The following is a 25,362-nucleotide window of genomic DNA, read 5'->3' as shown; positions in this document are numbered from 1 at the left end:
GTACCTAGGCTGGTGGTACTCAACAACACCCCGGTGCCCCGTGAGCTTGCCCTGCCGGTGACATTCCCCGAGGGAAAGCTCATTGAGGTCTTGAGTCACAAGGAGTTCAACTCGCCTTGTGGCCTGCGCTAGCCGGGGTTTCTTTGGGAGCGATCCAGCTCCTTGCGAATCCGCCTTTGCCAATTGCGCTGGAGTTCCAGGGCCCGGGCCTGCTCTCCCCTCAACCGGTGAAGCTCCAGCAGCCGGGCGAGGGCCTCTTCGTCCAGCGGGTCAAGCTCCAGTAGGCGCTGCAGGTAGTGGGGCTCGCTTTGCCGAAGAAGCAGCCCCCGCACCCTCGCCCTAAACTCGTGGCGGCGCTCCTCCAGGGCGTTTAGGTACACCCCTGGCATCAGCGGCTCGTGGTAGAGCTCGAGCACCCTAGGGGCTTCCCCCGCTTCCAGGGCCGCCTCGAGCTGCCCCAGGTCGCTTTCCACCCGCACCAGCCCCTCGTTTTGCAAGTAGGTGGGCACCCCCCAGGGCTCCAGGCTCTTGCGCAGACGGTTCATCCAGACCGATAGGTTGTTGCGGGCGCTCTCCTCGTCTAAGTCGGGCCAAAGCTCGAAGGCCACCTCGCTGCGGCTGAGGCCCAGCAGCAAAAGGGCCAGCACCTCCCGCCGCCGTCCCTCCAGCGCCACCTCCCCCAGCGGCCCTTGCACGCTGAAGCGCCCCAGCACCCGCACCCACAGGGGGGGTATCTCCCGAGCGTGCAGCCGAATGGCGGCCTGCCAGCCTGAGACCAGCACCTCCTGTAAGGGGTAGGCCTGGGCCAGCTCGGGGCGCTCCGGAGGAAGTTCGTCCAGCCGCAGCAGGCTGGGCAGGATGCGCCCCGCCTGGGGGGTCAGGTGGAGCAGGGCCTCCAGGTCTTGAGCCTCCCGGCCTACCCGGTAGCGCACCGCGTGCCAGTGCAGGCGCTCCTCGCGGTTGGTGGGGTAAGGGGGCAGGGCGTTCAGGTCTTTTTTCAGCTCGGCCCCCGCCAATCCGGCAAAAAAGCCCTCCAGGCCCTCCACCCAGCTTGGGTCTTTTTGGAGCAGGGCTAGGAAGGCCCGCCCTCGCTCTACCAGGTAGGGGCTTTCCCATAGCCCGGCCCGGCCAACTAGCCGCTCTAGAGCCTCGGGGCTTGCCCGTAGGTAGGCCAGGTACATCTGCGCCTCGAGGCTGGCCAGGGGGTTGCCCGGCGTGTGGGCGGCCTCCTCAAAGTGGGCTTCCGCCTGCTTGCGTTCCCCTAAGAGCAGGTACAGCCGGCCCAGGTCGCGCAGGCTGCCCGGCCGGTTGCTCTGCAGCACCCCGGTTAGGCTGGGGATGATTTCCTCCAGGGTACGTATCCGCTGCAGGAGGTCGCCGTACAGCTCAAAGCGCAGCAGACTCAGGTTGTTGAGGGGGGCCAGCCGGAAGGGGCTGCCTGGGGGAAGCAGCTCTAGGGCCCTTTCCAGCAGCCTCTCAGCCTCTTTGGGCTCGCCTCCTTCGAAGAATATGCGGGCCGCATCATTCAGAAAGCGCCCGGCGAGTTCAGGGGGGACCTGGTTTAACAGCTCGAGGCCCCGACTTAGATAGCCCTGGGCCCGCTCTAGGTCTTTCCCCAGCATGGGCTCGGCGCAGTAGTAGGCCAGGTGGCCCAAGGCGGTGAGGGCCACGCCAGGATCCTCGGCATTGGCCAGGGGTTCCAGTAGGAGAAAGCCGCTTCGGTCACCACTTTGCAGCAAGGCCTCCCCCAGACGCAGCCGGGCGCGCTCTCCCCCTTTTTCCAAAAGGCTGCGCCAGGCCACCAGCCGCTCCACGGGTATCTCCAGGGTGCGGGGCTCTTCTAGAAAGGCCAGCAGTTCCTGGTGGAGCCCCGCCCGCCAAAGGGCCTCGGCCCGCAGGCCCGGGGATAGGCGGGTTTGCTCGGTCCGCACCACGGCCCGCACCTCCTGGGCTAGGCTTTGCTGGGCCATGTGCTTGAGCAGCTCGTGTAGCTGAAAGCCCTCCGGGGTCTTGCGCAATAGGCCCTTTTGGAAAAGCTCAAAGGTGGCCTCGGTGGCCATCTCCTCGGGCAGGTAAGGCAAGACGCTCATCAACAGCCCTTCGCGAAAGGCCGGCGGGGATAGGCTGTCCCGCAGCCCGCGCAGCAGGGCAGGGGCGTCGGGGGGTTCTTGGGTGAAGGCCGAGAGGTAGAGGGGCAGCGGCCAGCCCCCGGTCATCTGGTACGCCCTTTCCCAGTCGTTCCGTCCGGCGAAGAGGGCCTTGGCCTCCTCGGGGGTGAAGGCCAGCTCAGAGGCCCCGAGCCGCACCAGGCGCCCTTCGGTCCGGAGCTTGGGCAGCTCGGGGTAGCTCAGGGCCTCCCGGCTGGCCAGGAGCAGCAGCGCGGGTAGGGTGCGCAGCAGAGGGGATAGGGCCTCGTCGCCCCGCAGGTCTTCCAGCACCAGGAGGGTGGGTTCCTGCGCCAAGGCCTCGATGAGGAGGGCCCAGGGGGCTTCAGAGGGCAGGCCCAAAGCCCGTGCGATCTGGTCTTTGGGGTCGCCCAGGAGGCTCGAGGCCCACAGGGTGCGCCAGCCCAGCCGGGCCGCGAGCTGCCCGGCCAGGACGCTCTTGCCGAAGCCCGCCGGGGCCTGTAGCCAGACTGCGTATCCAGTGGCCGCGGGCAGGGCGTTGAGCAGCCTCTCGCGCACCAGGTACGTGGGGGAGCTCCAGCTCAGGGCCATGCCGTGCTCATTTTATCCCTTTGGAGGAGGATTCCTGGGGTATTTTGCACGCCCCCAGTTAAGGTTTTTGTAAGCCCCCCTTTTCTAAGCTGGCCCTGGCGCAACGCCGCTTGGGAGGTAACGATGCGAAAACTGGTTTGGATCGGCTTTCTGTTGGCGCTTTCGGCCTTCGCCCAGGGAAGGGCTTTCTTGGAGGGAACGGTCTCGGACATAACCCTTGCCTTCACCAATCCCACCCAGTTTGAAATGGGGCTAAATTTGCAGGGGGGTGTGAAGGAGTTGGCGGGGCCCTTTGGCCTCAGGGGTGGGGTAGGGATAAATGTAGAGCAAGGTACCGCTACCTTTGACCTGTCGGCGGGCGCGCTCTTTAGCTTTGGCCGCTCGGGCATCATACCCCAGGCGGGGCTGGGCTTTGAAGCCAACTTCGGTGGACAGACCACCACCTTCGCCGTGCAGGCCCTGGTGGGGCTGGAGTACCCCGTTAACCGAAGCGTCTCGCTGGTGGTGGATACCTTGCCGACCGTGGAGTTTGGCGGCCAGACCGTGTTCAGAATTAGGATGCGCGCGGGGCTCCGGGTCTACCCCTAGACGCTGAATGCGCTGGTCGGTTCTGCTGGGCTTGGCGGTTTTGGCCGGCTGTGGCGGGCAACGGGGGCTCGAGGCCTTCCTCGAGCCCCCACGGCTGGTGGTGGACACGGGAGGGAGCGCCGCACTCCGATTGCGGCTAAATCCTCCTCCAGGGGCCTCGTTTTCTGTGCGCCTGGCCCTGGAGGGGCCGCCCGAGGGCCTTAGCTTGGGGCTCGAGACCCTGGAGGTGGCCTACCCCACCTCGCTCAGCCTGCCCTTGCGGGTCCCCCTCGAGGCCCCGCCGGGGGACTACACCCCCACCCTTCTGGTCCGCTGGCAACGGGGGGAGCTGCGCCTAGGCTTTGCCCTGCGGGTGGTGCGGGCCTGCGCCGCGGCCAGCGGCCCCACCTACCTTCTGCCGCAGGGGGAGCCGGTGCCCCCGCAGCTCACATGGGTGCGCCCCTCGGCCCTGCCCGGTTTTGCCCTCTACCGCCTGCGGGAGGGCGCTGCCCCGGCGGGTTTGCCCTATCGGCGGTTGCGCCTCTTTCGCCAGCCCAACGACCCCCTCTACCCCCGGCAGTGGTACCTCCGGGCCATCGGTATGGAACAGGCCTGGGCGCTGGAAACCGGAGCGGAAAAGCCCATCTGGATAGGGGCGGTGGACTCCGGGGTGCTGCCCCACCCCGACCTGGGGGGGGTGGAGGGCTACGACTTTGTGAGCGACCCGCTGGCGGCGGGCGACTGCGACGGGCGCGACCCCGACCCCAGCGAGCCCTTGCGCAAAGGGGAGGAGACCGGCTTTCACGGCAGCCAGGTGATGGGCCTGACGCTGGCCCGAAGCGACAACCAAAGGGGCATCGCCGGGGTGCACTGGGGCGCCAGGGGGGTGATGGCCCGGGCCTTTGGTGGGCTCGAGGGGGACGACGCCGATGCCCTAGAGGCCCTCCTGTGGCTGGCTGGGCTGCCGGTGCCGGGGGTGCCGCTCAACCCCTACCCGGTGCGGGTGATCAACCTTTCCTTTGGCGCTGAGGGAAGCTGCCCCCCCGGCTCGCCCTGGTACGAGGCCACCCAGCGGGTGTTGGGCCTGGGGGTGGTGTTGGTGGCCGCTGCGGGAAACCAGAACCGCCCCGCCGAGGGTTTTGAGCCCGCCTCCTGCCCGGGGGTGATCGCAGTGGGGGCCACCGACGCCCTGAACCGACGGACAAGTTACTCTAACTACGGCCCCCGCGTGGACCTCTACGCGCCCGGCGGGGTGCTCTCCCGCGACGACGACAACGACGGCCTGCCCGATGGCCTGCTCAGCCTGGGCTTCTCCCAGGGGGCCCCGGGTTACGTCTATGCCCAAGGCACCTCCTTTGCCGCGCCTTTGGTGAGCGGGGCAACCGCCCTGCTCCTATCCCGCGAGCCCAGCCTGCCCTCCGCTGGCCTGGCCGAAAGGCTGCGCAGCCGGGCCAAGCCTTTGCCGCCGGAGAACTGCGCCCCCCAGGCCTGCGAGATGCGCCTGCTGGATGTGGGCCGCTCCCTGGAGCCCTAGGCAGTTAAGGGTTTTGTAAGGGGGGGATGGCTAGGGTGGAAGCCGGAGGTGAAAGCCCATGAATCTGAGGAGGAGTAGTCTGGGAATTCTTCTGATGTTGGGGGGCGCCCTAATCCTGGCGGCCTGTGGGGGCGGCGGGGGGAACAGCGCCCACATCCAGGGCTCACTGAACGGCGGCTCGAAGTACGGCCTGCAGCAGGCCCCCCAGGGCCTCCAGCTCCTGCAGAGCCTGGGGGTGCAAGGGGTGAACCAGCTTTTGCGCCAGCGGCTGGGGCTACAGCAGGACGCCATCCGCGGGCTCAACGCCCTGGTGCTCTCGGAGGCCCTGGCTGCCCAAGCTGGGAAAAAGGCCCTCTTCAACACCGACGAGAAGAAGGTAGTGGCGGTAGACAAGGACGGCAAAACCCTGGCCCAGATGGACGTAGACGCCCAGGGTAACTTTGAAGGGGATGTGCCCACCGGCCAGGACACCCTCTTGGTGGTGACCCATCAGGAGGGGGACTCCACCATTTGCGAAAGCCCCCTGGAGGTAGACCCCACCCCGGCCACCGCCACAGACGGCCAAAAGGGCCAGAAGACCAGCCAGAACAGCAACGACAACAAGCTGGCCTTGTTCAACTTCTCCGCTCAGGCCAGCGGCGCTAGCCTGGCCGCGCCCCAGAAGGTGGGGCTCTTTGGCGCCAGCGAGGATACCGGCCACAACGCCTCGGCGCAAAGCCAGGTTACGACCACCGGCCTCAAGACCGACAACACCACCCAGAACACCTTCAAAGCGGACAGCGACGGGGACGGGGTCATCAACCCGGTGGACAACTGCGGCGACGCGGCCAACACCGCCCGGCCCAAGGTGCAGGCCACCTTCCAGTGGGATATTCCCGGGCTGAACGCAAACGGAGGAGTAGGGGGCTATAGCCCCGATGGAGCCCAGCAGTTCATGTACCAGTACGCCCTGGGCCTGACGCTGGAGGTGAGCAACCCCAACGACCTGGAAAACGCCACCGCCGACCTCCTGGGCCTGGGCACCCTGGAATACGGCACCGAGAGTGGCGAGGGCGTGGGGCGCTACCTGGTGCAGACCGCTAAGAAAAAGGGCCAGACGGCGCAGAACGTCTTCTCCCTCATGACCGATGTGGGCCTCTTTGACCTCACCAAGCTGGGCTTCCCCCTCTTCCCCACCTTCCACCTGGAGGCGGCCATCAACCCAAGCAGCCCCTTCAGCGCCCTGGGCGACAGCGACCTGAGCTACGGGGACGGCGCTACCCTGGCCGACGATATGTACCACCTCTACGGCCAGACCGAGCCCGGCGCCTTGGTGCTGGCGGTGCTCAACCGGGACGACCTCTTGGCCTTCAACATCGCTATCGCCGGCAGCGACGGGGACTACCGCATCCTGGTACCGGCGGTGGCGCCGGCGGTGGGGCAGTACTACTTCCTGGCTATAGACCCGTCGGGACAGGTGTACTGCCCCAGCAGTGGAGCAATACTCTTCAATTTCCCTCCCCAAGGGAATGGCACCAACTACGGGGATGCGGCCAGCCTGTATGGGCAGGTTGACCTGTTGAACACAACCTGCGCAGTCCCCTAGGGGTTTCTTCCGCGGGAGGCTTTTCGGGAACGGATGACCCGTCAGGCCTCCCGTGGGGGTTTGCGGCACCGCTTTGGGGCCTAGGGAAAGTGGTGAGGTAGAACATGCGACGCATGACGCTTTCGGTGCTGATGGCGGGGCTTGCTGCCTGCAGCGCCCCTCAGGTAAGCCCCAACGAGCTTGTGGTGCAGGTGGGCGCCGGGGGCCGGGTGGAGCTCCGCTACGACGGCAAAAGCGAGGTCTGCCTTGCCGGGCAGGCCTGTACCTACCGGCTGAGTCCCGACCAGAGCGTAGAGCTTCTGGCCCGGCCTGAAGGGGACTTCTTCTTCGCTGGCTGGGCGGGGGATTGCACCGGCTACTCGGCCTGTGCCCTCCAGATGACCCAGAACCGGCGGGTAGAGGCCCGCTTTGAGGCCCGGGTGGGCGAGTTTGCCTTGCAAGCGGTGCCCGACCCGGTGGTGGTGCCTGCCGGCGCGACGGTGGAGCTTGCCGTGGGCATCCAGGGGAGCGGTGGGTTCAACGCACCCCCAGAGGCGTTCACGCCGGTTCTTAGTGGAAGCTTGGTGGGGGATGGGGTGGATCAGGTGGCCTACCGCTACCGGCCGGAGCGCTCAGGCCCGGAGCGGCTGGTGCTGGAGCTAAAGGGGCCCGAGGCGAACCAGGTGTGGACTTATCTGGCGGCCCCGGCTCGGCTAAGCGTGCGGGTGGGAACGCTGGAGAAAACCTTGGACTTCACCCTGACCACGACCCCCTGCGTGGCAGGGTGCGGGAGGTGAGGCGTGCGAAAGCTCTGGCTTTTGCTGCTGTTGGCGGCGGGTTGCGCCCAGCCAACCCTTGAGAAGCAGGAGGAGGTTCGCTGGGAGCCGGTCTGGGTGGCCTTGCCGGATGGGCGCGAGGCCCAGTTGATGGGCCAGGTGATCCCCAACGACCCAGACCACCTGCTGGTGGAGGGGGATATCCTGGTGCCACGGACAACCGGCGGGCGGCCCGGGGAAATTGGAGCGCAGGGCTATGTTGTGGAACCTTTTTCCTACGGGAGTCTGTGGCCCGGGGGCCGGGTGCCCTACACGATAGACCCGGCGGTGAACGAGGCCCAGCGGGACCGCATCCGCGAGGCCATTGCGCACATCGAGGAAAAGACCCCCATCCGCTTCGTGGAGCGCACCAGTGAGGCCGATTACGTGCGGTTCACAGTGGACGGTAACCCGGAGGCTTGCTGGTCGCGCATAGGGCGTGTGGGCGGGCCGCAGGACCTGGACGTCTACTGCGGCCAGGGCGGGGTGCCGCTCATGGGCACGGTGGTGCACGAGATCCTTCACGCCCTGGGCTTCTGGCACGAGCAGAGCCGGGCCGACCGGGACGAGCACGTGGAGATTCTCTGGGAAAACATCAAGGAGGACTACAAATCCCAGTTCAACAAACTTGGCCTCAATGGGCGACTCCAGGGGCCTTACGACTACGACTCCATCATGCACTACTCAGCCTGGGCCTTTTCCAAGAACGGCCAGCCCACCATCCGGCCCAAAAACGGGATGCCTCCCGAGCGGCTAGGGCAGCGGCAGGGGCTGAGCCCCGGGGACATCGCGGCCATCCAGGCCTACTACAACGCGCCCCTCTTACGCCTACTGGATTGGTTCCATCAGACCACCTTAACGGGAGAATACCCCCTTAGCCAGGAGCTGCGGAACGTAGGGGCGGTGCCGCTCCGGGTCTTGCGGGTGGAGGTGGGCGGGAGCTGGCTGGCAAGCGCCACGCCTCCCGCGGGCGACCTCCCCCCTGGGGCGAACATCCAGATGAGCCTCCAGGCCAAGGCCTGCCCGGGGCCCGGGCTGCAGACCGATACCCTGCGCATGGAACTGGAAGGGGGGGTGGTCTACACCCTGGCCCGCACCCGGGCCTGCTACCGCAACCAAGCGCCCCGCCAGATGACCCTGCTGCGGCTTGACCCCGCCGGGCCTGAGACCCTGCAGCTCACCCTTGCGGAGTGGAGCTGGGCCAAGCGGTACCGCTTAGAGGCCCAGGTCGGGGGGCAAGCCATCGGCCTGCCCTACACGGAGATTCAGACCGACCGGGCCCAGCCCATGTACACGGCCCTTTTGCGCCTGGAAGGGCGAGGGGGCCAGGAGGTCTGCCTCACCCTCACCCCGCTGGACTCCACGGTTTCCGAGCCCACGCCGGCCCAGGCCTGCGCCACCGTGCCCTGAGGGGCCGCTCATCCCAAAAGGGCCCGGGTGGGGTGGGATGGGCCTGTGCGGCGCTTGCTAATCGCTCTCAACTTTGCTTTTCTGGTGGCCTGCGCCCAGGTGGGCGGGCCACCGCGTTTTTTCCCTGCCCACCGCTTTGGCCTGGAGGTGGTACAGGAGGGGGAGGGCCTCCCTTTGGAGGTGGTGCGGGCGGCTGGGTTGCTCGCCCTGACCGCGCCTCCGGGCCTTTGTGCGGTGTGAGCCCAGCCGCTATGTGCTGGATGTGTACTACCTCGAGCCTGCGGAAAACGCGCTCGTCAGGATTGAGCCCCTTTATACCGGATTCAAAAAGATACTCTGCAAAACCAAAACCCAGAGGCTATCTTTTTGAATCCCAGAGCACACCCCGCCTTGGCGGGGCGGCGTCACCATTCGGTGACGAACTAAGCAAATCTGGTATTAGTACTCCCTCACCACGATGTTGAGCAGCTTACCCGGAACATAGATCTCCTTCACTACCTGCTTTCCGTTGATGTGCACCTGCACGTTGGGGATCTCGCGGGCGATGCGCTTGATCTCGTCCTCGCTGGCCTGCACGGGAACGGTAGCCTTGCCGCGCACCTTGCCCGAGACCTGTACCACCAGCTCAAAGGCATCGGCAACCAAAGCATCCTTGTCCACGACGGGCCAGCGAGCCTCGAAGACCGAGGAGTCGTGGAACTGGTGCCATAATTCCTCGGCGATGTGGGGAGCGAAGGGAGCCAGGAGCTGTATATAGTTGAGCGTGGCCAGGCGGAACACCGGGGAGACCGGGTTTTCCTTACGGTAGTCGTACATCGCGTTCAGGAGTTCCATCAAGGCGGCTACGGCGGTGTTGAAGCGCAGCGCCTCGATGTCCTCGCTTACCTTTTTGATGGTCTGGTGCAGCTTTTGGTAGAGGGCCTTGTCGGCAGGGCTGAGGGCCTTAGGGTCATAGATGTCGCCCTGGGCCTCGAGTTCAGCCAGGTTCTCGGCTACCAGACGCCAGACGCGGTTGAGGTAGCGCCAAGCGCCCTGCACACCCTCCTCGGTCCAGATCATCTCGTTCTCGGGCGGGGCGGCGAAGAGGATGGTGATGCGGGCGATGTCGGCACCCTGCTCTTTCACGAAAGGCCCCACCATCACGCCATTGCCCAGGCTCTTGGACATGGTGGCGGGCTTCCAGAAGTGGACGCTACCGTCGTCGTGGGTGCGCAGCTCGGCCCCACTCTTCTTGGCTTCCTCTAGGCTGAGGGTCTCGGGGAGGTCCAGCTTGACCCGGCGCTCGTGGGTCAGGAAGCGGATTTCCTCGCCCTTCACCTCTACCGGGCCCACGTCGGTCCAGCCCTGCACCATGCCCTGGGTGAACAGGCCATCGAAGGGTTCTTCGACTTCCACCATGCCGATGTCGTGCAGGAACTTGGTGAAGAAGCGGGCGTAAAGCAGGTGCAAAATGGCGTGCTCGATGCCGCCGATGTACTGGTCTACCGGCATCCAGAAGTTGGCCTTCTGAGGGTCGAAGGGCAGGTTCTCGTTGTGGGCGTCGGCGTAGCGCAGGAAGTACCACGACGAGTCGATGAAGGTATCCATGGTGTCGGTGTCGCGCCGGGCCTTGCCGCCACACCTGGGACAGTCCACCTCGTAGAACTCGGGGTGGGCGGCCAGCGGGCTCTTGCCTTTAGGCCGGATGTCTTCCACGTCCTTGAGGGTGGGCAGTTCGACGGGCAGCTGCTCGTAGGGTACCGGAACGATGCCGCAGCGATCGCAGTGGATCATGGGGATGGGGGTGCCCCAGTAGCGCTGGCGGCTGATGAGCCAGTCGCGCAGGCGGTAATTGACCTTGCCCTCGCCGATGCCCTTTGCCTCCATCCACTCGATGATCTTCTTCTTGGCCTCCTCGACGTAGAGCCCGTTGAGGAAGCCGGAGTTGATGGCCGGGCCGTCTTCGGTGTAGGCCTTGCCCTGCCAGCCCGCGGGAGGCTCTACGGTGCGGACGATCTCGAGCCCGAACTTCTCCGCAAACTCCCAGTCGCGCTCGTCCTGCCCCGGCACCGCCATGATCGCGCCGGTGCCGTAGCCCGAGAGCACGTAGTCGGCGACCCAGACGGGGATCTCCTTGCCGTTAGCCGGGTTGATGGCGTAGGCCCCGGTCCACACCCCACTCTTCTCGCGGTCCTCACGTTGGCGCTCGAGCTCGCTCTTCATCTTGGCCGCGGCAACGTAGGCTTCCACCGCCTCCTTTTGCTCGGGGGTGGTGATCCTGGCGACGAGCTCGTGCTCGGGGGCCAGCACCATGAAGGTGGCGCCGAAGATGGTGTCGGGGCGGGTGGAGAAGACCCGGATCTTCGCGTCGTGGCCCTTGACCTGGAAGTCGAACTCGGCCCCGGTGCTCTTGCCGATCCAGGCCCGCTGCATGGCCTTGACCTTCTCGGGCCAGCGCGGGAGCTTATCGAGGTCGGCGAGCAGGCGCTCGGCGTAGTCGGTGATCTTGAGGTACCACTGCTCGAGTTCGCGCTTCTCGACCAAGGCCCCCGAGCGCCAGCCACGCCCGTCGATGACCTGCTCGTTGGCCAGCACGCTCTGCTCAACCGGGTCCCAGTTGACCAGGCTCTTCTTGCGATAGACCAAGCCCCGCTCGTACATCTTGAGGAAGATCCACTGGTTCCACTTGTAGTACTCGGGCGTACAGGTGGTGACCTCGCGGCTCCAGTCGTACTGGATACCCATTAAGGCGAGCGACTCCTTCGACTGCTTGATGTTGCCATAGGTCCAGTCGGCGGGGCTGACGCCATACTTCAAGGCCGCGTTCTCGGCGGGCAGGCCAAAGGCGTCCCAGCCAAAGGGGTGCAGCACCGAGTAGCCCTGCTGGGTGCGGAAGCGGGCCAATACGTCGCCCATGGTGTAGTTCTTGAGGTGGCCCATGTGCAAGTCGCCCGAGGGATAGGGGAACATCACCAGGATGTAGCTCTTGTTGGCGCCGCCCTCTTGCGCCTTGAGCAGGCCGGTCTGCTGCCAGTACTTCTGCCACTTGGGCTCGAGTTCGTGCGGGTTGTACTTGTCCATGCTCATCTCTGCCTGTTCCTCAATTCTGTTTGGTAGGGGTTCCCGGATCGGACGGCGGCCGCGCATCGCTGCTGGGAGGCTCGTTGGTCCCCAGCCCGATTGGGGTACTAAAAATCCCCCTTCGATGTGAAGGGGGAGGCCGGACCCTGGCTTTTTAGCAGGGGCCTCCCACTTGCCCTAGTAGCCGTCCGGCAAACCTCATGGACTCATGATAACACGCTTTGCCGCCGGGAGGCCCCGCAAGCGCAAGCCTTTGCCAAAAGCGCGACATGAGCGTTACATTAAACATTCGACCAGAAATTCAGCCAGCGGAGATGGCCTTTGTTCGGTAAGGTATGGTTTGGGTAACACAGCATAAGGTCGTAGGGGCCAGCAGCATGGGGTTACCCGAATATGACAAAAGTCTGGCCCAGCATTTGGAAGGAGGCATATGAAAGTACAAACCAAGCTCATCGGTTTGGCCGCCCTCGGTGTCCTGGTGGCGTGCTCGAGCGCTCCCAACCTGAGCAACGACGTGCCGGGTGTGCCCTCAGATTCGCCCACCAGCTTCAGCCAGGACCAGGCCAGCACCAACAAAACTATCCTGGCCAGGTTCGTCAATCAGATTGCGCAGGGCCTGGCCGGTGACATCGGCCTCAGCTCCGCCAGCTCCATGGAGGCGGCAGCGGCCCTGGTGGAAAAGGATTACCCCACCGTGGCCCAGCATCTGCGCCAGCTACGGCTCGAGGCAGGTTCAATCCGCGGGCAGCGCACAGAAAACTGTGAACAAGGTGGCACCATCACCTTAACCGACAACCGCGTGGATGGCGACGGCGACCAAATTCCCGTCTACGCAGAGGTCCGCTACAACAACTGTAGCTTCCAGAGTGGCTTAACCATTAACGGCTTCATTGGGGTTCAGGACAAAAACGACGCCGACCCCAAGAGCGGCTTTACCATCGCCGCCAACCTGACCCTCACGTACGGCACCAACACTGCTCGATTGGCCATGGGCATCGACTATACCCCCGGGGCGGGTGGCGCTTACAACGTCCGGTACGGCTACTTGCTCCAGGCGAACGATGACAAGATCGCTTACGGCGTGAACATGTCCTACACGCCCAAAGCGGACGGCAACACCAACCCCTATGACGCAGGCTGGGTCAACTTCACGGGCCGCTTGGCGTACAAGAAGAGCGGTGAATACTACGTTCTCGACATGAAGGGCGAGAAACTGGAGCACAGCTCGAGCTGCACCAGCAGCTTCGTCAGCGGCAAGGCCACCTTCCAGGACAACGCAAACAGCAAGCTGGTGATCGAGTACACCGGCTGCAACAGCTACACCGTCACCTACAACGGCAACCCCATCTGAGCGGGGAAAAGCAGCAGGGCGGCGGGCACCGGCTCGCCGCCCGCGCGTTTTGGGCGCATTGACGCTCCCACACCCGCGGCGAAGCGTTTGCAGTCCGATTTACACTGGCCTTCCCGCCATCATGAAGCTGGCGGTCATGCCCCCGTCGACGGGCAAGATGGCTCCGGTGATGAAGCTCGCGGCCTCGGAAGCCAAGAACAACACGGCCTGAGCCACCTCCTCGGGCTTGCCCAGCCGCCGCAGGGCGTGCAGGTCCTCCCAGTCGCGGCGGGTCTGCTCGGGGTTCTCGGAGAGGTCGATGGCCTCGAGCACCCCCTCGGTGGCGATCGCGCCGGGGGCTACCGCATTGACCCGGATGCCCAAGGGGGCCAGGTCCAGCGCCAACGAGCGGGTTAGGTTGACCAGCCCCCCCTTCGAGGCATTGTAGGCAACGTTGTTCTGCTCGGCGAAGAGACCCTGCACGCTGGCGATGTTGACAATTGAGCCCCCGCCGTTCTTGCTCATCTCGCGGGCGGCCAGGGCCGAGAGGTGCATGGGCGCGGTGAGGTTGATCTCCAGCACCTGCTGCCAGTCCTCCAGCGACACCCGCAAGGCCGACCCCGGCGCCGAGATGGCCGCGTTGTTGACCAGCACGTTGACCCCTCCCCACTGTCGCACGGCCTCGTGAATCAGGCGCTCGCGGTCGTGGGGCTGGGCGATGTCGGCGTGAACGAAAAAAGCCCCCAGCTTCCGGGCCACCTCGGCCCCCTCGGGGCGCACATCGCCCAGCACCAGCATGGCTTCTTGAGCGGCGAAGGCTTCCGCGATCGCCCGCCCGATCCCCCTAGCGGCCCCGGTGACCAGCACCACCTTGCCCTGGAACATGGGCAGAGTCTAACTCGAGGCCGCTGAAGCATGAGGCGTACGACCCCCTTTAGGCGTAAGCTGAGGCCTATGCGCGTGATCGACCTCCGCTCCGACACCGTCACCAAGCCCACGCCCGCCATGCGCAAGGCCATGGCCGAGGCCGAGGTGGGCGACGACGTCTACTCCGAAGACCCCACCGTAAACCGCCTCGAGGCCCTGGCCGCCGAAATTCTGGGCCTGGAAGCCGGGCTCTTCGTACCCAGCGGGGTGATGAGCAATCAGATCGCCCTGATGCTACATCTGCGGCGCGGCTATGAGGTGATCGCCCCCGAGGGCGCTCATATCTACGAGTACGAGCCGGGCTCGCTGGCGGTGCTCTCGGGCGGAACCATCCGGCTGGTGAGGGCTCCCTACGGCATCCCCGATCCCGCCGAGGTCAAAGCCGCTATCCACACCTCGATCCACCAAGCCCCTACCGGCCTGATCGAACTCGAGAACACCCACAACGCCGCCGGAGGCACCGTGGTGCCGCTCGAGGCCCAGCGCGCCGTGCAGCAGGTTGCCCGCGAAGCCAGCCTGCCCATCCACCTCGACGGCGCACGCCTGTTCAATGCCGCCGTGGCCCTCGGCAGCTCCGCCGCCGAGTTGGCCAGGGGTTTCGATACCGTCTCAATCTGCCTTTCCAAAGGTCTGGGTGCTCCGGTGGGCTCGGTGCTGCTGATGCCCAAGGCCCTGCGGGCCGAGGCCTGGCGCTACCGCAAGCTGCTGGGCGGCGGGATGCGCCAAGCCGGGGTGCTGGCGGCAGCCGGGATCCTGGCGCTGACCGAAGGACCCAAGCTGCTGGCTCGAGACCACCAGATGGCCCGCACCCTGGCCGAGGGGCTGGCGCGACTGGGCCTGGAGGTGGATCTGAAGACCGTCCAGACCAACATGGTCTACTTCAGGCCCAAGGACGCGAGCGGCCTGGCCGCCCGGCTGGCCCAGGTAGGCGTCTTGTGCAACGCGCTGGGCGGCAGGATTCGCCTGGTCACCCACCGCGACCTCTCCGACGAGGACATCCCCGAAGCCCTGCGTCGCATCGAGTCGGTGCTGGTCGAGACCTAGCCCAGCAAATCGGCGATTCCCAGGCCCTCGGCCAGTTGCCGGGCCTGCTCGAGCGCGCCTGCGTCGCCTGTAACGAGGTGCCACACCCGGTAAGCCCTGGCCTGGCTGTAGGCATCGGCGCAGCGTTGCAGGGCCTTCTCGGCGGTCTGGCGGGCCTTGGGCCCCTTGCCCCACAGCCAGTGGGCCTCAGCCAGCAGTGCCAGCGAGAGCCCAGAGAACTCCCCTCCCCCAAACTCCTGCACCCCCAGGGACTGCCCCAGTACCAGCACCGCGTCCTTACCCCGCCCCTGGCGCAGAAGGGCCTGACCCTGCATCAGCAGGGCCATCAGCGCCCGTTCTTTGTCGGCAGGGGCCTGCAACTCCTCTTCGCTCAGGCGCAGCACCTCCTCCACCGGCAGGGCCAGGCTGAGGACGTGCATGGCCGAGCGCAGCCAGGCTCGCTGGGCCTCGAGCCAGGTCTGGAAGGCCTCGAGCCCGCTTTTGAATCCCGGCAGCAGCGCCCCGTACAACGCCCAGGCCTCCAGCCAGCGCTGCCCCCCCAAAGCCTGGCGCAGGGGGCCCAGGTCGCTCTCCCCCGTCCAGGTCAAGCTCTCGCCTCGAGCCACCACATCCTCGCTCCAAGGCGTCTTGTGCAACGCCCGCAGCGCCGCCCCCAGCGGCACCACCGAGCGCACCTCCTCCCGCAGGGCCTCCCCCCGGGCGCAGAGGTAGGCGAGGAGCTCGAGGCCGGGCGAAGGAATAGAAGGGGTCTGACCCAGCAGCTTCAAGCGCATCCTTTGGATTATCGCAAAAACAAAAGAGCCCGTATGGGCTCTTGCTTGGCGGAGAGGGAGGGATTCGAACCCTCGATAGAGGTTACCCCCTATGCAGGTTTAGCAAACCTGTGGTTTCAGCCACTCACCCACCTCTCCAGGTGAAGGTTCTTGGCGGAGGGAGAGGGATTCGAACCCCCGATGGGCTTGCGCCCATAACGGTTTTCAAGACCGCCGCCTTCAACCGCTCGGCCATCCCTCCAATCGGCAACCCAACCGGGCCGCTGGCCGCTCTACCTACTATGCGAAAGGGCATTCTTTCTGTCAAGCCGATTGGGTGCCGATGCCAGATTCGCTTAAGTGCCCGCCCACCTTTCTAGGCTATTCCTCACCGAAGTCCATCCCCATGATGCTGTAGCCGGCGTCTACGTAGACCGTCTGGCCGGTAGTGCCGCTGGAGAGTGGCGAGAGCAGGTAGAGGCCCAGGTTGCCTACTTCCTCGTGGGTGATCATGCGCTTGAGCGGGGCGATGGCGCTGTACTTGGCGGTCATCTTGCGAAATCCGGGAATGCTCATGCTGGCCACGGTGCGGATGGCTCCCGCCGACACCGCGTTGACGCGCACGTTCTTAGGCCCGAGGTCGTAGGCCAGGTAGCGCACGGTGGCCTCGAGGGCGCTCTTGGCAATGCCCATGACGTTGTACTTAGGCACCACCTTCTCGGCGGCATAGTAGCTAAGCGTCACCACCGAGGCCCCCTCGTTAAGCAGGGCTTCGGCCTCGCGCACCACCGCCAGCAGGGAGTAGGCCGAAACCTGTAGGGCCAGCGTCCAGTCTTCACGGGTGGTCTCGATGTAGCGGCCCTCCATCGCGGACCGGGGCGCGAAGGCGATGGAGTGCACCAGGCAGTCCAGGCCACCCCAGGCCTCCTTGAGGTCGGCCATCATGGCCTTGATGGCTTCCTCGTTGGTTACATCCACTTCGTACAAGCGCACCCCGCTCATGCCAGCGGTGAGCTTTTCGATCTTCTCCTTCAAGCGTTCACCCTGGTAGCTGAAAGCCAGGGTAGCCCCGGCCTGGTGCAGCTTCTGGGCGATGGCCCAGCCCAGGCTACTCTCGTTGGTCACGCCCATCACCAATGCTTTTTTGCCCGACAAGTCGATCGGAACCATAGCGATGTGTATCTTATCCCACCCCCCCACCGGCCAAGCTGGCGGCCCGAGCTGTCTTTAGAGCAGTTCCCATAAATACCGCATTTTGTTCGACTCAAGAAATACCTAAGTTGAAATATTCCGCCGGGGACATTCATCTTATTTGTGTTCGTGTAAGCTCTGTGATACAAATTGATGCATCCCTCAACCCCAACGTCGCAAGTCAAGTCGAGCCAAAGGAGGACCACATGTCACCGAAGCACCCCAAAATTAAGATGGGCGAGAAGGTCGAATGCCGTTGGGTTCCGGGGACGCTTGACCGGGTGCGCTTGCGCCTGGAGGACGGGGAACTCGAGGTCGGCATCGACCAGTTCGAGCGGGTGCTGGGTGGGCACGCCCTGCACGACCTCTACCTCAAGGGCGTGGTGCGGCTGAGCCTCGACGCGCAGGCCCGCCGCAGCCTCATCAGCTAAAACCCCGACCATCCGCGGGCGGCCCCTCGGGGCCGCCCGCCTCGCACCGCCTGGGCGCCGTAGCATGCCCCCATGCTCACCGACCCAACCTTCCTCCAGCGCTTCGGGGATAAAGCCCACTGCCTGCGCCACCTCGAGCGCTCCAGGCGCGAGCTTTTGCACCACCTCAAGACCATCCCCGACGAGGCCTTCTTCCGCCAGCCCGACCCCGAGACCTGGAGCGTCGCGCTGCTGATGGAGCACGTCGCCCTGGCCGAAAACTCCTTCGCCCGCGTGATCCGCCGCCTGCGCCGCGTCGCGCAGGGGGAGGCGCTCGAGGCCGTGAGCGTGCCGGCGGGGGAGTGGCGCGAGGGCAGGGCCCAGGCCCCGGCCGTCATCCGGCCCAAGGGCGGCCTGGACAAGGCCCAGATCGCGCTGCTCCTGGCCGAGCAGCGGGCCTTCCTGCTGGGAGAGGCGGAGAAGAGCGGGGAGCTGCTCGAGCACCCCGCCACCTTCACCCACGCCTTCTTCGGCGACCTCAACGGCCTGGGGTGGCTACAGACCGCCGTTTTCCACGAGCGCCACCACCTCGCCCAGATCCCCGGCCGCCTCGAGGGGGCGTAATTTCCCCGTCCAGGCCGGGCTTCTTGCATACCACTTTACATTTTTGCATATCCGGTTATACTGAGAATATCAGCGGCCGAGAGCCGCGATTTTTTTGTTAAACGCCGGTAGCCGGCGCGGGTCGTACCGTCGTACGCCGGACGCCTTGGCCCTAGACCCTTGACAAGCCACGAGCCACAGACCATTAGCCTTTAGCCCCCAACCTCGCCTGCGGCCAATAGCTCGCCTCGCTAGTTCAACCACCGGCTCCGCTGGTAAGGGCACTCGGCCATGTGAGAGCATTTGCGCCGTCCCTGGCGCAGGGCCTCCAGCTCGGCGTTGTTGAGCCGCTCGCCGCACAGCGGGCAGCGCAGGCGGCTGGAAATACCCGGAAGGCCCCTGCTCCCCGAACGCCTGGGCCAGAAGGCCCTGGCGATGCGAAAAAGGAAGTACACGGCAAGGCCAAGAACGGTGGTTGCGAGCAGCACGTCCACCACACCATCTTACGCAGCGCGCCATAGACATCTGGCGTGGGGTGCACAAGGTGAAAAAAACACGTTTTGCAGATAGCGCGAACGAGATGGGCTTCTTGCAATAGCCGCAGGCTTAAGGGGTATAGTAATTGGCGAATAGTTATCAAGATCCGAGATGGGCCGACGTGTGGGATTCGTCGCGCTATGGGTCTCCCTCCAGCAAACCCCGACTCCAGGAGGTGCGAATTGACGCCCAGCAGCCGCAATGGGAGCAAGGCCATCCGAGGGTACGTCGGTGCCGGGTTGCCTCACGGGCAGCCAGGGCCCCCCTGGGCTGGCCTCGAGGCTCGGATCTGAAGAAGGTTTCTGAACATCAGGAGGCACTATGGCACATAAGGTCAGGATCAGCGTCACGGTCAACGGGGTTCAGCACAGCAGCGAAGTAGAGCCCCGGCAATTGTTGGTGCATTACCTGCGCGAAAACCTGGGGCTCACCGGCACCCACGTCGGCTGCGACACCAGTCAGTGCGGGGCCTGCGTAGTGCACGTCGACGGCCAGGCAGTTAAGTCCTGCACGGTATTTGCCGTGCAGGTCGATGGCTCGAGCGTCACCACCATCGAGGGGCTGGCCAAGGATGGGAATTACCACCCCGTTCAGGAAGGTTTCTGGGAGAAGCACGGCTTGCAGTGCGGCTTCTGCACTCCCGGCATGATCATGGCGGCGGTGGATTTGCTCAACAAAAACCCCAACCCCAGCGAGGGAGAAATTCGCCACGCCTTGGAGGGCAACCTCTGCCGCTGCACCGGCTACCACAACATCGTGCTGGCCATACAGCATGCCGCTGCCAAGCTGCGCGGCGAAGCGGTGACAGGAGCGGCGGACGATTAGCGAAAAGCTATCAGCGCGACCGAAGGGAGCACGAACATGGCCGAGAAGTTCTTTGGCAAGGCGATGAAACGCGTAGAGGACCCCCGCTTCATTACCGGCAGCGGCAATTACACCGACGACATGCAACTGCCGGGCATGGTCCATGCGGCAATGGTGCGCTCGCCTTACGCCCACGCCCGTATCAAGGGCATCGACGGCTCCAAAGCCCTGGCCATGCCAGGAGTGCTGTCGGTGATCACCGGCAAGGAGCTGCTCGAGGCAGGCATCAAGAGCATCCCCACCGGCTGGCTCCACCCCGGCATCAAGCTGCCGCCCCACTACGCCATCACCCCGGACAAAGCGCGTCATGCCGGGGAGATCGTAGCTGCCGTCATCGCCGAGACCCGCCAGATTGCTGAAGACGCCGCGGGGCTGGTAGAGGTGGACTATGAGCCCCTCGAGGCAGTGGTACTGGGCAGCAAAGCGCTCGAGCCCGGTGCACCGCAAGTTCATGACGAAGCCCCGGGTAACCTCTGCTTCGAGTGGAGTATTGGCGATAAGGAAGGGGTTGAGGCCCTCTTCGCCCAGGCCCACAAAACGGTCAAGCTGCACTTGCGCAACAACCGCCTGGTACCCAGCGCCATGGAACCTCGGGCCTCGCTGGCTCAGTACCACCGGGCCCAGGATGAGTACACGCTGTGGACCACCAGCCAGAACCCCCACATCCATCGCCTGCTGATCGCGGCCTTCATCCTGGGCATCCCCGAGCACAAGCTCAGGGTCATTGCCCCTGATGTAGGCGGCGGCTTTGGCTCGAAAATCTACCAGTATCCCGAGGAAGTCATCGTGCTCTATGCGGCGAAAAAGCTGGGCAGGCCGGTGAAGTGGAGCGCCCGACGCTCGGAGAGCTTCCTGACCGATTCCCATGGTCGCGACCACGAGACCGTGGCCGAGATGGCAGTAGACAGCGAAGGCCGCGTAACCGCTTTGCGGGTAGACACCATCGCCAACATGGGAGCCTACCTCACCACCTTCGCTCCCGCCGTGCCTACCTATCTCTACGGCTGTCTGCTGGCCGGCAATTACAAGACGCAGAAGATCTACTGCCACGTTAAGGCGCCTTTTACCAACACGGTGCCCGTAGACGCCTACCGCGGTGCGGGCCGTCCGGAAGCGACCTTTGTGGTCGAGCGGCTGATGGACGTGATGGCCCACGAGCTGGGCATGGACCCCGTGGAGTTCCGCCGCAAGAACTTTATCCAGCCCAGCGAGTTCCCCTACCAGACCCCCGTAGCGCTGGTCTACGACTCGGGCAACTACGAAGCGGCCATGAACAAGGCCCTGGAGATGGTGGACTACCAAAGCCTGCGCCGCCAGCAGGAGGAATTGCGCAAGCAGGGCCGCTATATAGGCATCGGGGTGATCTCCTTCATCGAAGCTTGCGGGCTGGCTCCTTCAGCCTTGGTGGGCAGCCTGGGGGCTCAGGCCGGGCAGTGGGAGAGCGCCTTGATCCGGGTGATGCCTACCGGCAAGGTGGAAGTCTTTACCGGCACCCACAGCCACGGACAAGGCCACGAGACAGCCTTCGCCCAGGTGGTGGCCGACGAACTGCAAATTCCGGTGGAGGATGTAACCATCGTCCACGGTGACACCGGACGCATGCCCTATGGCTGGGGCTCCTACGGCTCGCGCTCGGCGCCTACCGGCCTCAGCGCCATTGTGCTGGCGGCGCGTAAGATCACCGATAAGGCTAAAAAAATCGCCGCACACCTCTTGGAAGCTGCCCCTGAAGATATCGAGCATGTGGATGGGCAGTTCCGGGTAAGGGGGGTGCCCGAGCGCTCTAAGAGCTTCTTCGACATCGCGCTCCAAGCCCACCTGGCCCACAACTACCCCGCCGACCTCGAGCCCGGCCTCGAGGCCACCCACTTCTACGACCCCAAGAACTTCGTCTACCCCTTTGGCACCCACGTCGCCGTCGTCGAGGTAGACCCTGATACCGGCAAGGTCAAGCTGCTACGCTACCTCTCGGTGGACGACTGCGGCCCGGTGATCAATCCCCTCATCGCCGAGGGACAAATCCACGGCGGTATTGCCCAGGGGCTAGGCCAGGCCCTGCTGGAAGACGCGGTTTACGACGATGGCGGCAACCTGCTCTCGGCCAACTTCCTCGAGTACGCCCTACCCCGCGCCGAAGACCTGGTGCAGATCGAGCACGATCACACCGTAACCCCCTGTCCCCACAACCCGCTGGGCATCAAGGGCATTGGGGAGGCCGGGACCATCGCCTCCACCGCCGCCATCGCCAACGCAGTGCTTGACGCATTGCGCCCCTTTGGTATCGTCCATCTGGACATGCCCTACACTCCCGAGAAGATTTGGCGGGCCATCCAGAGCAACCGGCAAATGCCCCAAGCAGCCGATTGAAGCTTGCGTCTCATGCCCAAGGGAGGTTTGATGTACACAGCTGAATTCACCTACCACAAAGCCTCGAGCTTGCAAGAGGCTCTGCAGATGTTGCAGCAAAACCCCGAGGCCAAGCTGCTGGCAGGAGGCCACTCGCTGATCCCGGCCATGAAGCTGCGGCTGGCGACTCCCCCGGCCCTCATCGACATCTCGAGGGTGCCCGAGCTGAAGGGTATCCGCCGCGAAGGCAACACCCTGGTGATCGGTGCGGCCACCACCTACTACGAGATGGAGACCTCGGAGCTGGTCAGGCAAAGCATCCCCGCCCTGCCCGAGGCCATCGAGCAGATCGGCGATCCGATGGTGCGCAACAAGGGCACCATCGGTGGCTCCCTGGCCCACGCCGACCCCGCCGCCGACCTTCCCGCCGTGGTGCTGGCCCTGGATGCCAGGCTGAAAATTCAGGGGACTGGCGGGGCGAGGCTGGTAGACGTGGACTCCTTTTTCCAGGGCATGTTCACCACCGCCGTCGGAGTGGGCGAAATCCTCACCGAGATCCACATTCCGCTCGGCTCGGCCCATGCCCCCACGCAGGCTGTTCGGATGGCGTACGAGAAGTTCCCCCACCCCGCCTCCCGCTACGCCGTGGTGGGGGTGGCGGTGGCGATCGGGCCCAATGGGGTGCGGGCTGCGCTCACCGGCGCGGGCGAGCACGCCATGCGCCTGAGCAAGCTCGAGCAGGCCCTCGCTGGTCAGCCCCTGAACGCCCAGAGCATCGAGGCCGCCTGCCAGAACCTGGTGGACGCTGGTGAGCTGATGGGCGACCACAACTTCTCCGCCGAGTACCGCGCCCACCTGGTGAACGTGCTGGCCAAACGCGCGCTGATGCGCATCGCCGCTTAACTGTCACCTAGACCGTAGGGGCGGTTCATGAATCGCCCCTACAATTGGCCATGATGATGCCCTCCACCATCGAGGAAACCCTCGCCGCCCTCGAGGCCCACCACTACATCGCCGATAAGGGGCTGGCGGTCTCGGTCTTCCTAGCCCTCAAGCTGGGGCGACCCCTGCTCTTAGAGGGTGAGCCCGGCGTGGGCAAGACCGAGATCACCAAGGTGCTCGCCGACATGCTTTCCACCCGCCTGATCCGGCTGCAGTGCTACGAGGGCCTGGACGTGAGCAGCGCGGTCTACGAGTGGGACTACGCCCGCCAGATGATGCAGATCCGGCTGCTGGAAGCCTCGGGCGAGCGCGAGGCGGCCCGGGTGCGTCACGAGGTCTTCAGCGCGGAGTTCTTGCTCGAGCGCCCCCTGCTGCAAGCGCTCAGGAGCGTGAATGGCAAGGCCCCGGTGCTGCTCATCGACGAGCTCGACCGCGCCGACGAGGAGTTCGAAGCCTTCTTGCTCGAGTTCCTCTCCGACTGGCAGATCACCATCCCCGAAGTCGGCACGGTCAAGGCCGAGAAAGCTCCGGTGGTGGTGATCACCTCCAACCGCACCCGCGAGATCCACGACGCGCTCAAGCGCCGCTGCCTGTACTTCTGGATCGACTACCCCTCCTTCGAGAAGGAGTACCGCATCGTGCGGGAAAAGGTGCCCGGCGTGCCGGAGAAACTGGCGAAGCAGGTGGTGGCCTTCGTGCAGGAGCTGCGCAAGGAAGACCTCTATAAGGCCCCTGGGGTGGCCGAGACCCTCGACTGGGCCGCTTCGCTCTTGGCCCTCGACGCGCTGCGGCTGGAGCCCGCCCTCGTCGAGGAGACCTTGGGCGTCCTCCTCAAGTACCAAGACGACGTAGTACGGGCCAAGAACGCCGCCCAGGATTTGTTGGCCAGGGCCCAAATACCCGCCCCTCTCTAACGCAGATGCCCACCGAGCCCGCATTCCCCGGCGGACAACTCCTCAGCTATGCGGTCGGCTTCGCGCGCACGCTGCGCGGTGAGGGAGTGGTCGTCACCCCTGGGCAAACCGCCCTTTTCGCCCAAGCCCTGGCCGAGGTTCCCATCTTCGACCCCTACATCTTTTACCACACCGCCCGCAGCACCCTCGTCACCCGACGCGAGGACTACCCCAAGTTCGAGGAGCTGTTCCGGAAATTCTGGCAGCAACTGGGCCTCGAGCGCTTTCCTGGCGAACTGCTCCAGCAAAGCCAAATCCCATCCCAGAAGCAGCAAAAGCCCCGGCCCGGCGAGGTAGGCCGGGAGAGCCCGTCCGGCAAGCCCGCCAGTGAAGGGCCATCCGGCCCCCGGCGATGCCGGTACTCAGAGGGGCCGCCCCTGCCCGTCATCGACCGGGCGCTGAGCTACTCCGATCAGGAGGTGCTGCGCCTGAAGCGTTTTGACCAGATGAGCGAGGGGGAACTCGAGGCCGCTCGCCGTCTGTTGCAAAACTTCGACTGGCGCCTCTCCGAACGCCCTACCCGACGGCTCCAACCCGCCAGCTCAGGGGCTTTGCTCGACCTGCGCAAGAGCTTTCGCAAGGCGCTGAGGCATCAGGGCGAGTTCGTGCGGCTGGCCTGGCGCCGACGCAAGAGCAAGCCCCGTCCGCTGGTGATCCTCGCCGACGTCTCAGGATCGATGGAGCGCTACGCCCGAATGCTGCTGCACTTCCTGCACGCCTTCACCCAGGCCCAAGCCCGCCGGGGTGGGCACACGGTGGAGGCCTTTGCCTTCGGCACCCGGCTCACCCGCATCACCCGCCCCATGAAAAAGCGCAGCGTGGACGCAGCCTTGCTCGAGGTGGGCCGACTGGTGAAGGACTGGTCGGGGGGTACGCGCATCGGGCAAAGCTTGCACGAGTTCAACCGCGCCTGGGCCAAGCGGGTGCTGGGTCGGGGCGCGGTGGTGCTCATCGTCTCCGACGGCTGGGACCAGGGCGACCCCGAGCTGCTGGCCTTCGAGATCGAACGGCTGCAAAAATCCTGCTACCGCCTGATCTGGCTCAACCCCCTGCTGGGCACCCCCGGCTACCAGCCGCTGACCCGTGGCCTGGTGGCCGCGCTGCCCTTTGTGGACGACTTCCTGCCCATACACAACCTCTGCAGCCTCGAGCAACTCGCCCGCGCCCTGGAAAAGCTCCCCAGGCGGGGCGGAACCCGGCGCTCGGGTCTGGCCCGTCCCGTAATACCGGACTAAGGGCCCTCCAAGCGTTGATCCGCACGCCGATGGGAAAATTTGGTAGGCGCCAAGCCAGATGTGAAGCCCCCCGTGGGGTACTTAAAGCTGCGCCCGGATCGCCTCGGCGTCGGCCTGGGAGTAGCCGTAGAGGGTCACTTCCAGGCTTTCATCTGCTGCGCGGAGTTCCTCGAGCATCACGCGGATTACCTCGTCGCGGGGGAGGCCGGCGACACCGGTGCCCAGGAGGGGGAAAGCAAGGGTTTTGAGGCCGTGCTCGAGTGCCAGCCGCAGGGCGTGGCGGGTGGCGGATCGCACGGTCTGGAGGGTGGCAGGCTCGTCGCCCATGGCCGCCGCGTGGATGACGTGCCGGACCGACAGGCGCCCCGCGCCGGTGATGGCGGCCTCCCCGACGCGGATTTTGCCGTGGCGGTAGCACTCCTCCTGGATCTGGGGGCCACCTTTGCGGGCGATGGCCCCCGCCACCCCGGAGCCGAGGAGCAAGTGGTTGTTGGCCGCGTTGACGATGGCGTCCCCCACGAAGTCGGTGATGTCACCCTGCGCAACGTGAATGCGTGCCAT

General features: G+C 65.2%; 22 protein-coding genes and 2 tRNA genes. 15 read left to right on the top strand and 9 right to left on the bottom strand.

The window, feature by feature from the left end:
- Positions 1-128: 128 nt before the first annotated feature.
- Positions 129-2,717, bottom strand: a complete 2,589-nt coding sequence (locus tag B047_RS0114620; RefSeq protein ID WP_018467720.1) for an AfsR/SARP family transcriptional regulator — start codon at positions 2,715-2,717, stop codon at positions 129-131.
- A 123-nt stretch (positions 2,718-2,840) separates the two neighbouring features.
- Here B047_RS0114620 and B047_RS0114615 point away from each other — a divergent pair, with 123 nt between their 5' ends.
- The 6 genes from B047_RS0114615 to B047_RS0114590 all read left to right on the top strand — a co-directional run bounded on the left by B047_RS0114615 (position 2,841) and on the right by B047_RS0114590 (position 8,847).
- On the top strand, positions 2,841-3,305 hold the full coding sequence (locus B047_RS0114615) for a hypothetical protein (protein ID WP_018467719.1): 465 nt from the start codon (positions 2,841-2,843) through the stop codon (positions 3,303-3,305).
- Between the two features lie 7 nt (positions 3,306-3,312).
- Complete coding sequence (locus tag B047_RS17325) at positions 3,313-4,818, top strand: S8 family serine peptidase (protein WP_018467718.1); 1,506 nt, start codon at positions 3,313-3,315, stop codon at positions 4,816-4,818.
- 58 nt (positions 4,819-4,876) lie between these two features.
- Positions 4,877-6,403 carry a hypothetical protein gene (locus B047_RS0114605; RefSeq protein ID WP_157205952.1) on the top strand — a complete coding sequence of 509 codons (1,527 nt, stop codon included), beginning with the start codon at positions 4,877-4,879 and terminating at the stop codon, positions 6,401-6,403.
- 104 nt (positions 6,404-6,507) lie between these two features.
- Positions 6,508-7,179, top strand: coding sequence for a hypothetical protein (locus B047_RS0114600; RefSeq protein WP_157205951.1), 672 nt, complete (start codon positions 6,508-6,510; stop codon positions 7,177-7,179).
- A 3-nt stretch (positions 7,180-7,182) separates the two neighbouring features.
- Positions 7,183-8,607: a M12 family metallopeptidase gene (locus tag B047_RS17320; RefSeq protein WP_084785014.1), complete on the top strand. Its 1,425-nt coding sequence runs from the start codon at positions 7,183-7,185 to the stop codon at positions 8,605-8,607.
- Between the two features lie 45 nt (positions 8,608-8,652).
- On the top strand, positions 8,653-8,847 hold the full coding sequence (locus tag B047_RS0114590; protein WP_018467715.1) for a hypothetical protein: 195 nt from the start codon (positions 8,653-8,655) through the stop codon (positions 8,845-8,847).
- A 198-nt stretch (positions 8,848-9,045) separates the two neighbouring features.
- Here the strand turns inward: B047_RS0114590 and leuS are convergent, their stop codons facing one another.
- The gene (gene leuS / locus B047_RS0114585; RefSeq protein ID WP_026234933.1) at positions 9,046-11,667 is read right to left on the bottom strand and encodes a leucine--tRNA ligase; all 2,622 of its coding nucleotides are present in this window, start codon (positions 11,665-11,667) and stop codon (positions 9,046-9,048) included.
- A 430-nt stretch (positions 11,668-12,097) separates the two neighbouring features.
- Here leuS and B047_RS0114580 point away from each other — a divergent pair, with 430 nt between their 5' ends.
- Positions 12,098-13,018, top strand: a complete 921-nt coding sequence (locus B047_RS0114580; RefSeq protein ID WP_018467713.1) for a hypothetical protein — start codon at positions 12,098-12,100, stop codon at positions 13,016-13,018.
- 99 nt (positions 13,019-13,117) lie between these two features.
- Here the strand turns inward: B047_RS0114580 and B047_RS0114575 are convergent, their stop codons facing one another.
- On the bottom strand, positions 13,118-13,882 hold the full coding sequence (locus B047_RS0114575; RefSeq protein WP_018467712.1) for an SDR family NAD(P)-dependent oxidoreductase: 765 nt from the start codon (positions 13,880-13,882) through the stop codon (positions 13,118-13,120).
- 69 nt (positions 13,883-13,951) lie between these two features.
- Between B047_RS0114575 and B047_RS0114570 the strand changes: the two genes are divergently transcribed.
- Positions 13,952-14,968 carry a threonine aldolase family protein gene (locus tag B047_RS0114570; RefSeq protein WP_018467711.1) on the top strand — a complete coding sequence of 339 codons (1,017 nt, stop codon included), beginning with the start codon at positions 13,952-13,954 and terminating at the stop codon, positions 14,966-14,968.
- Here B047_RS0114570 and B047_RS0114565 read toward each other — a convergent pair.
- The 4 genes from B047_RS0114565 to B047_RS0114550 form a co-directional block, all read right to left on the bottom strand.
- A complete protein-coding gene (locus tag B047_RS0114565) occupies positions 14,965-15,741 on the bottom strand; it encodes a hypothetical protein (RefSeq protein ID WP_018467710.1) in 777 nt (258 codons plus the stop codon). The genes B047_RS0114570 and B047_RS0114565 overlap by 4 nt on opposite strands.
- 46 nt (positions 15,742-15,787) lie before the next feature.
- A tRNA-Ser gene (locus B047_RS0114560) sits at positions 15,788-15,879 on the bottom strand.
- Between the two features lie 13 nt (positions 15,880-15,892).
- Positions 15,893-15,982 (bottom strand) — tRNA-Ser (locus tag B047_RS0114555).
- 119 nt (positions 15,983-16,101) lie between these two features.
- A complete protein-coding gene (locus tag B047_RS0114550) occupies positions 16,102-16,890 on the bottom strand; it encodes an enoyl-ACP reductase FabI (RefSeq protein WP_018467709.1) in 789 nt (262 codons plus the stop codon).
- 227 nt (positions 16,891-17,117) lie between these two features.
- On the opposite strand from B047_RS0114550, the gene B047_RS0114545 reads away from it, so the two are divergent.
- Both B047_RS0114545 and B047_RS0114540 read left to right on the top strand, forming a co-directional pair.
- On the top strand, positions 17,118-17,342 hold the full coding sequence (locus B047_RS0114545; protein WP_157205950.1) for a hypothetical protein: 225 nt from the start codon (positions 17,118-17,120) through the stop codon (positions 17,340-17,342).
- A gap of 72 nt (positions 17,343-17,414) precedes the next feature.
- Positions 17,415-17,945: a DinB family protein gene (locus B047_RS0114540; protein WP_018467707.1), complete on the top strand. Its 531-nt coding sequence runs from the start codon at positions 17,415-17,417 to the stop codon at positions 17,943-17,945.
- A 230-nt stretch (positions 17,946-18,175) separates the two neighbouring features.
- On the opposite strand, the gene B047_RS0114535 is transcribed toward B047_RS0114540, so the two are convergent.
- The gene (locus tag B047_RS0114535) at positions 18,176-18,418 is read right to left on the bottom strand and encodes a hypothetical protein (protein ID WP_018467706.1); all 243 of its coding nucleotides are present in this window, start codon (positions 18,416-18,418) and stop codon (positions 18,176-18,178) included.
- A gap of 364 nt (positions 18,419-18,782) precedes the next feature.
- On the opposite strand from B047_RS0114535, the gene B047_RS0114530 reads away from it, so the two are divergent.
- From B047_RS0114530 to B047_RS0114510, 5 genes are read left to right on the top strand one after another with little or no spacing between them, the layout of a single operon-like run.
- Complete coding sequence (locus B047_RS0114530) at positions 18,783-19,286, top strand: (2Fe-2S)-binding protein (RefSeq protein ID WP_018467705.1); 504 nt, start codon at positions 18,783-18,785, stop codon at positions 19,284-19,286.
- A 36-nt stretch (positions 19,287-19,322) separates the two neighbouring features.
- A complete protein-coding gene (locus B047_RS0114525; protein ID WP_018467704.1) occupies positions 19,323-21,692 on the top strand; it encodes a xanthine dehydrogenase family protein molybdopterin-binding subunit in 2,370 nt (789 codons plus the stop codon).
- Between the two features lie 30 nt (positions 21,693-21,722).
- Positions 21,723-22,574 (top strand): FAD binding domain-containing protein, encoded by an 852-nt coding sequence (locus tag B047_RS0114520; RefSeq protein WP_026234930.1) that lies wholly within the window; start codon positions 21,723-21,725, stop codon positions 22,572-22,574.
- A 53-nt stretch (positions 22,575-22,627) separates the two neighbouring features.
- On the top strand, positions 22,628-23,527 hold the full coding sequence (locus B047_RS0114515; protein WP_018467702.1) for an AAA family ATPase: 900 nt from the start codon (positions 22,628-22,630) through the stop codon (positions 23,525-23,527).
- 5 nt (positions 23,528-23,532) lie between these two features.
- The gene (locus B047_RS0114510; protein ID WP_018467701.1) at positions 23,533-24,801 is read left to right on the top strand and encodes a vWA domain-containing protein; all 1,269 of its coding nucleotides are present in this window, start codon (positions 23,533-23,535) and stop codon (positions 24,799-24,801) included.
- An 81-nt stretch (positions 24,802-24,882) separates the two neighbouring features.
- Here B047_RS0114510 and B047_RS0114505 read toward each other — a convergent pair whose 3' ends face one another.
- On the bottom strand, positions 24,883-25,362 hold the full coding sequence (locus tag B047_RS0114505) for a macro domain-containing protein (protein WP_018467700.1): 480 nt from the start codon (positions 25,360-25,362) through the stop codon (positions 24,883-24,885).

Origin of the sequence: Calidithermus timidus DSM 17022 (assembly GCF_000373205.1) — a bacterium.
Taxonomy (GTDB): domain Bacteria; phylum Deinococcota; class Deinococci; order Deinococcales; family Thermaceae; genus Calidithermus; species Calidithermus timidus.
This window is presented reverse-complemented; position numbering and strand designations above follow the sequence as displayed.

Coding starts and splice junctions, on each gene's coding strand:
- B047_RS0114520 (WP_026234930.1), top strand. CDS start 21,723: ATGTACACAGCTGAATTCACCTACCACAAAGCCTCGAGCTTGCAAGAG.
- B047_RS0114550 (WP_018467709.1), bottom strand. CDS start 16,890: ATGGTTCCGATCGACTTGTCGGGCAAAAAAGCATTGGTGATGGGCGTG.
- B047_RS0114540 (WP_018467707.1), top strand. CDS start 17,415: ATGCTCACCGACCCAACCTTCCTCCAGCGCTTCGGGGATAAAGCCCAC.
- B047_RS0114525 (WP_018467704.1), top strand. CDS start 19,323: ATGGCCGAGAAGTTCTTTGGCAAGGCGATGAAACGCGTAGAGGACCCC.
- B047_RS0114580 (WP_018467713.1), top strand. CDS start 12,098: ATGAAAGTACAAACCAAGCTCATCGGTTTGGCCGCCCTCGGTGTCCTG.
- B047_RS0114605 (WP_157205952.1), top strand. CDS start 4,877: ATGAATCTGAGGAGGAGTAGTCTGGGAATTCTTCTGATGTTGGGGGGC.
- B047_RS0114620 (WP_018467720.1), bottom strand. CDS start 2,717: ATGGCCCTGAGCTGGAGCTCCCCCACGTACCTGGTGCGCGAGAGGCTG.
- B047_RS0114575 (WP_018467712.1), bottom strand. CDS start 13,882: ATGTTCCAGGGCAAGGTGGTGCTGGTCACCGGGGCCGCTAGGGGGATC.
- B047_RS0114530 (WP_018467705.1), top strand. CDS start 18,783: ATGGCACATAAGGTCAGGATCAGCGTCACGGTCAACGGGGTTCAGCAC.
- B047_RS17325 (WP_018467718.1), top strand. CDS start 3,313: ATGCGCTGGTCGGTTCTGCTGGGCTTGGCGGTTTTGGCCGGCTGTGGC.
- B047_RS0114570 (WP_018467711.1), top strand. CDS start 13,952: ATGCGCGTGATCGACCTCCGCTCCGACACCGTCACCAAGCCCACGCCC.
- B047_RS0114600 (WP_157205951.1), top strand. CDS start 6,508: ATGCGACGCATGACGCTTTCGGTGCTGATGGCGGGGCTTGCTGCCTGC.
- B047_RS0114510 (WP_018467701.1), top strand. CDS start 23,533: ATGCCCACCGAGCCCGCATTCCCCGGCGGACAACTCCTCAGCTATGCG.
- leuS (WP_026234933.1), bottom strand. CDS start 11,667: ATGGACAAGTACAACCCGCACGAACTCGAGCCCAAGTGGCAGAAGTAC.
- B047_RS0114565 (WP_018467710.1), bottom strand. CDS start 15,741: ATGCGCTTGAAGCTGCTGGGTCAGACCCCTTCTATTCCTTCGCCCGGC.
- B047_RS0114545 (WP_157205950.1), top strand. CDS start 17,118: ATGTCACCGAAGCACCCCAAAATTAAGATGGGCGAGAAGGTCGAATGC.
- B047_RS0114615 (WP_018467719.1), top strand. CDS start 2,841: ATGCGAAAACTGGTTTGGATCGGCTTTCTGTTGGCGCTTTCGGCCTTC.
- B047_RS0114515 (WP_018467702.1), top strand. CDS start 22,628: ATGATGCCCTCCACCATCGAGGAAACCCTCGCCGCCCTCGAGGCCCAC.
- B047_RS0114505 (WP_018467700.1), bottom strand. CDS start 25,362: ATGGCACGCATTCACGTTGCGCAGGGTGACATCACCGACTTCGTGGGG.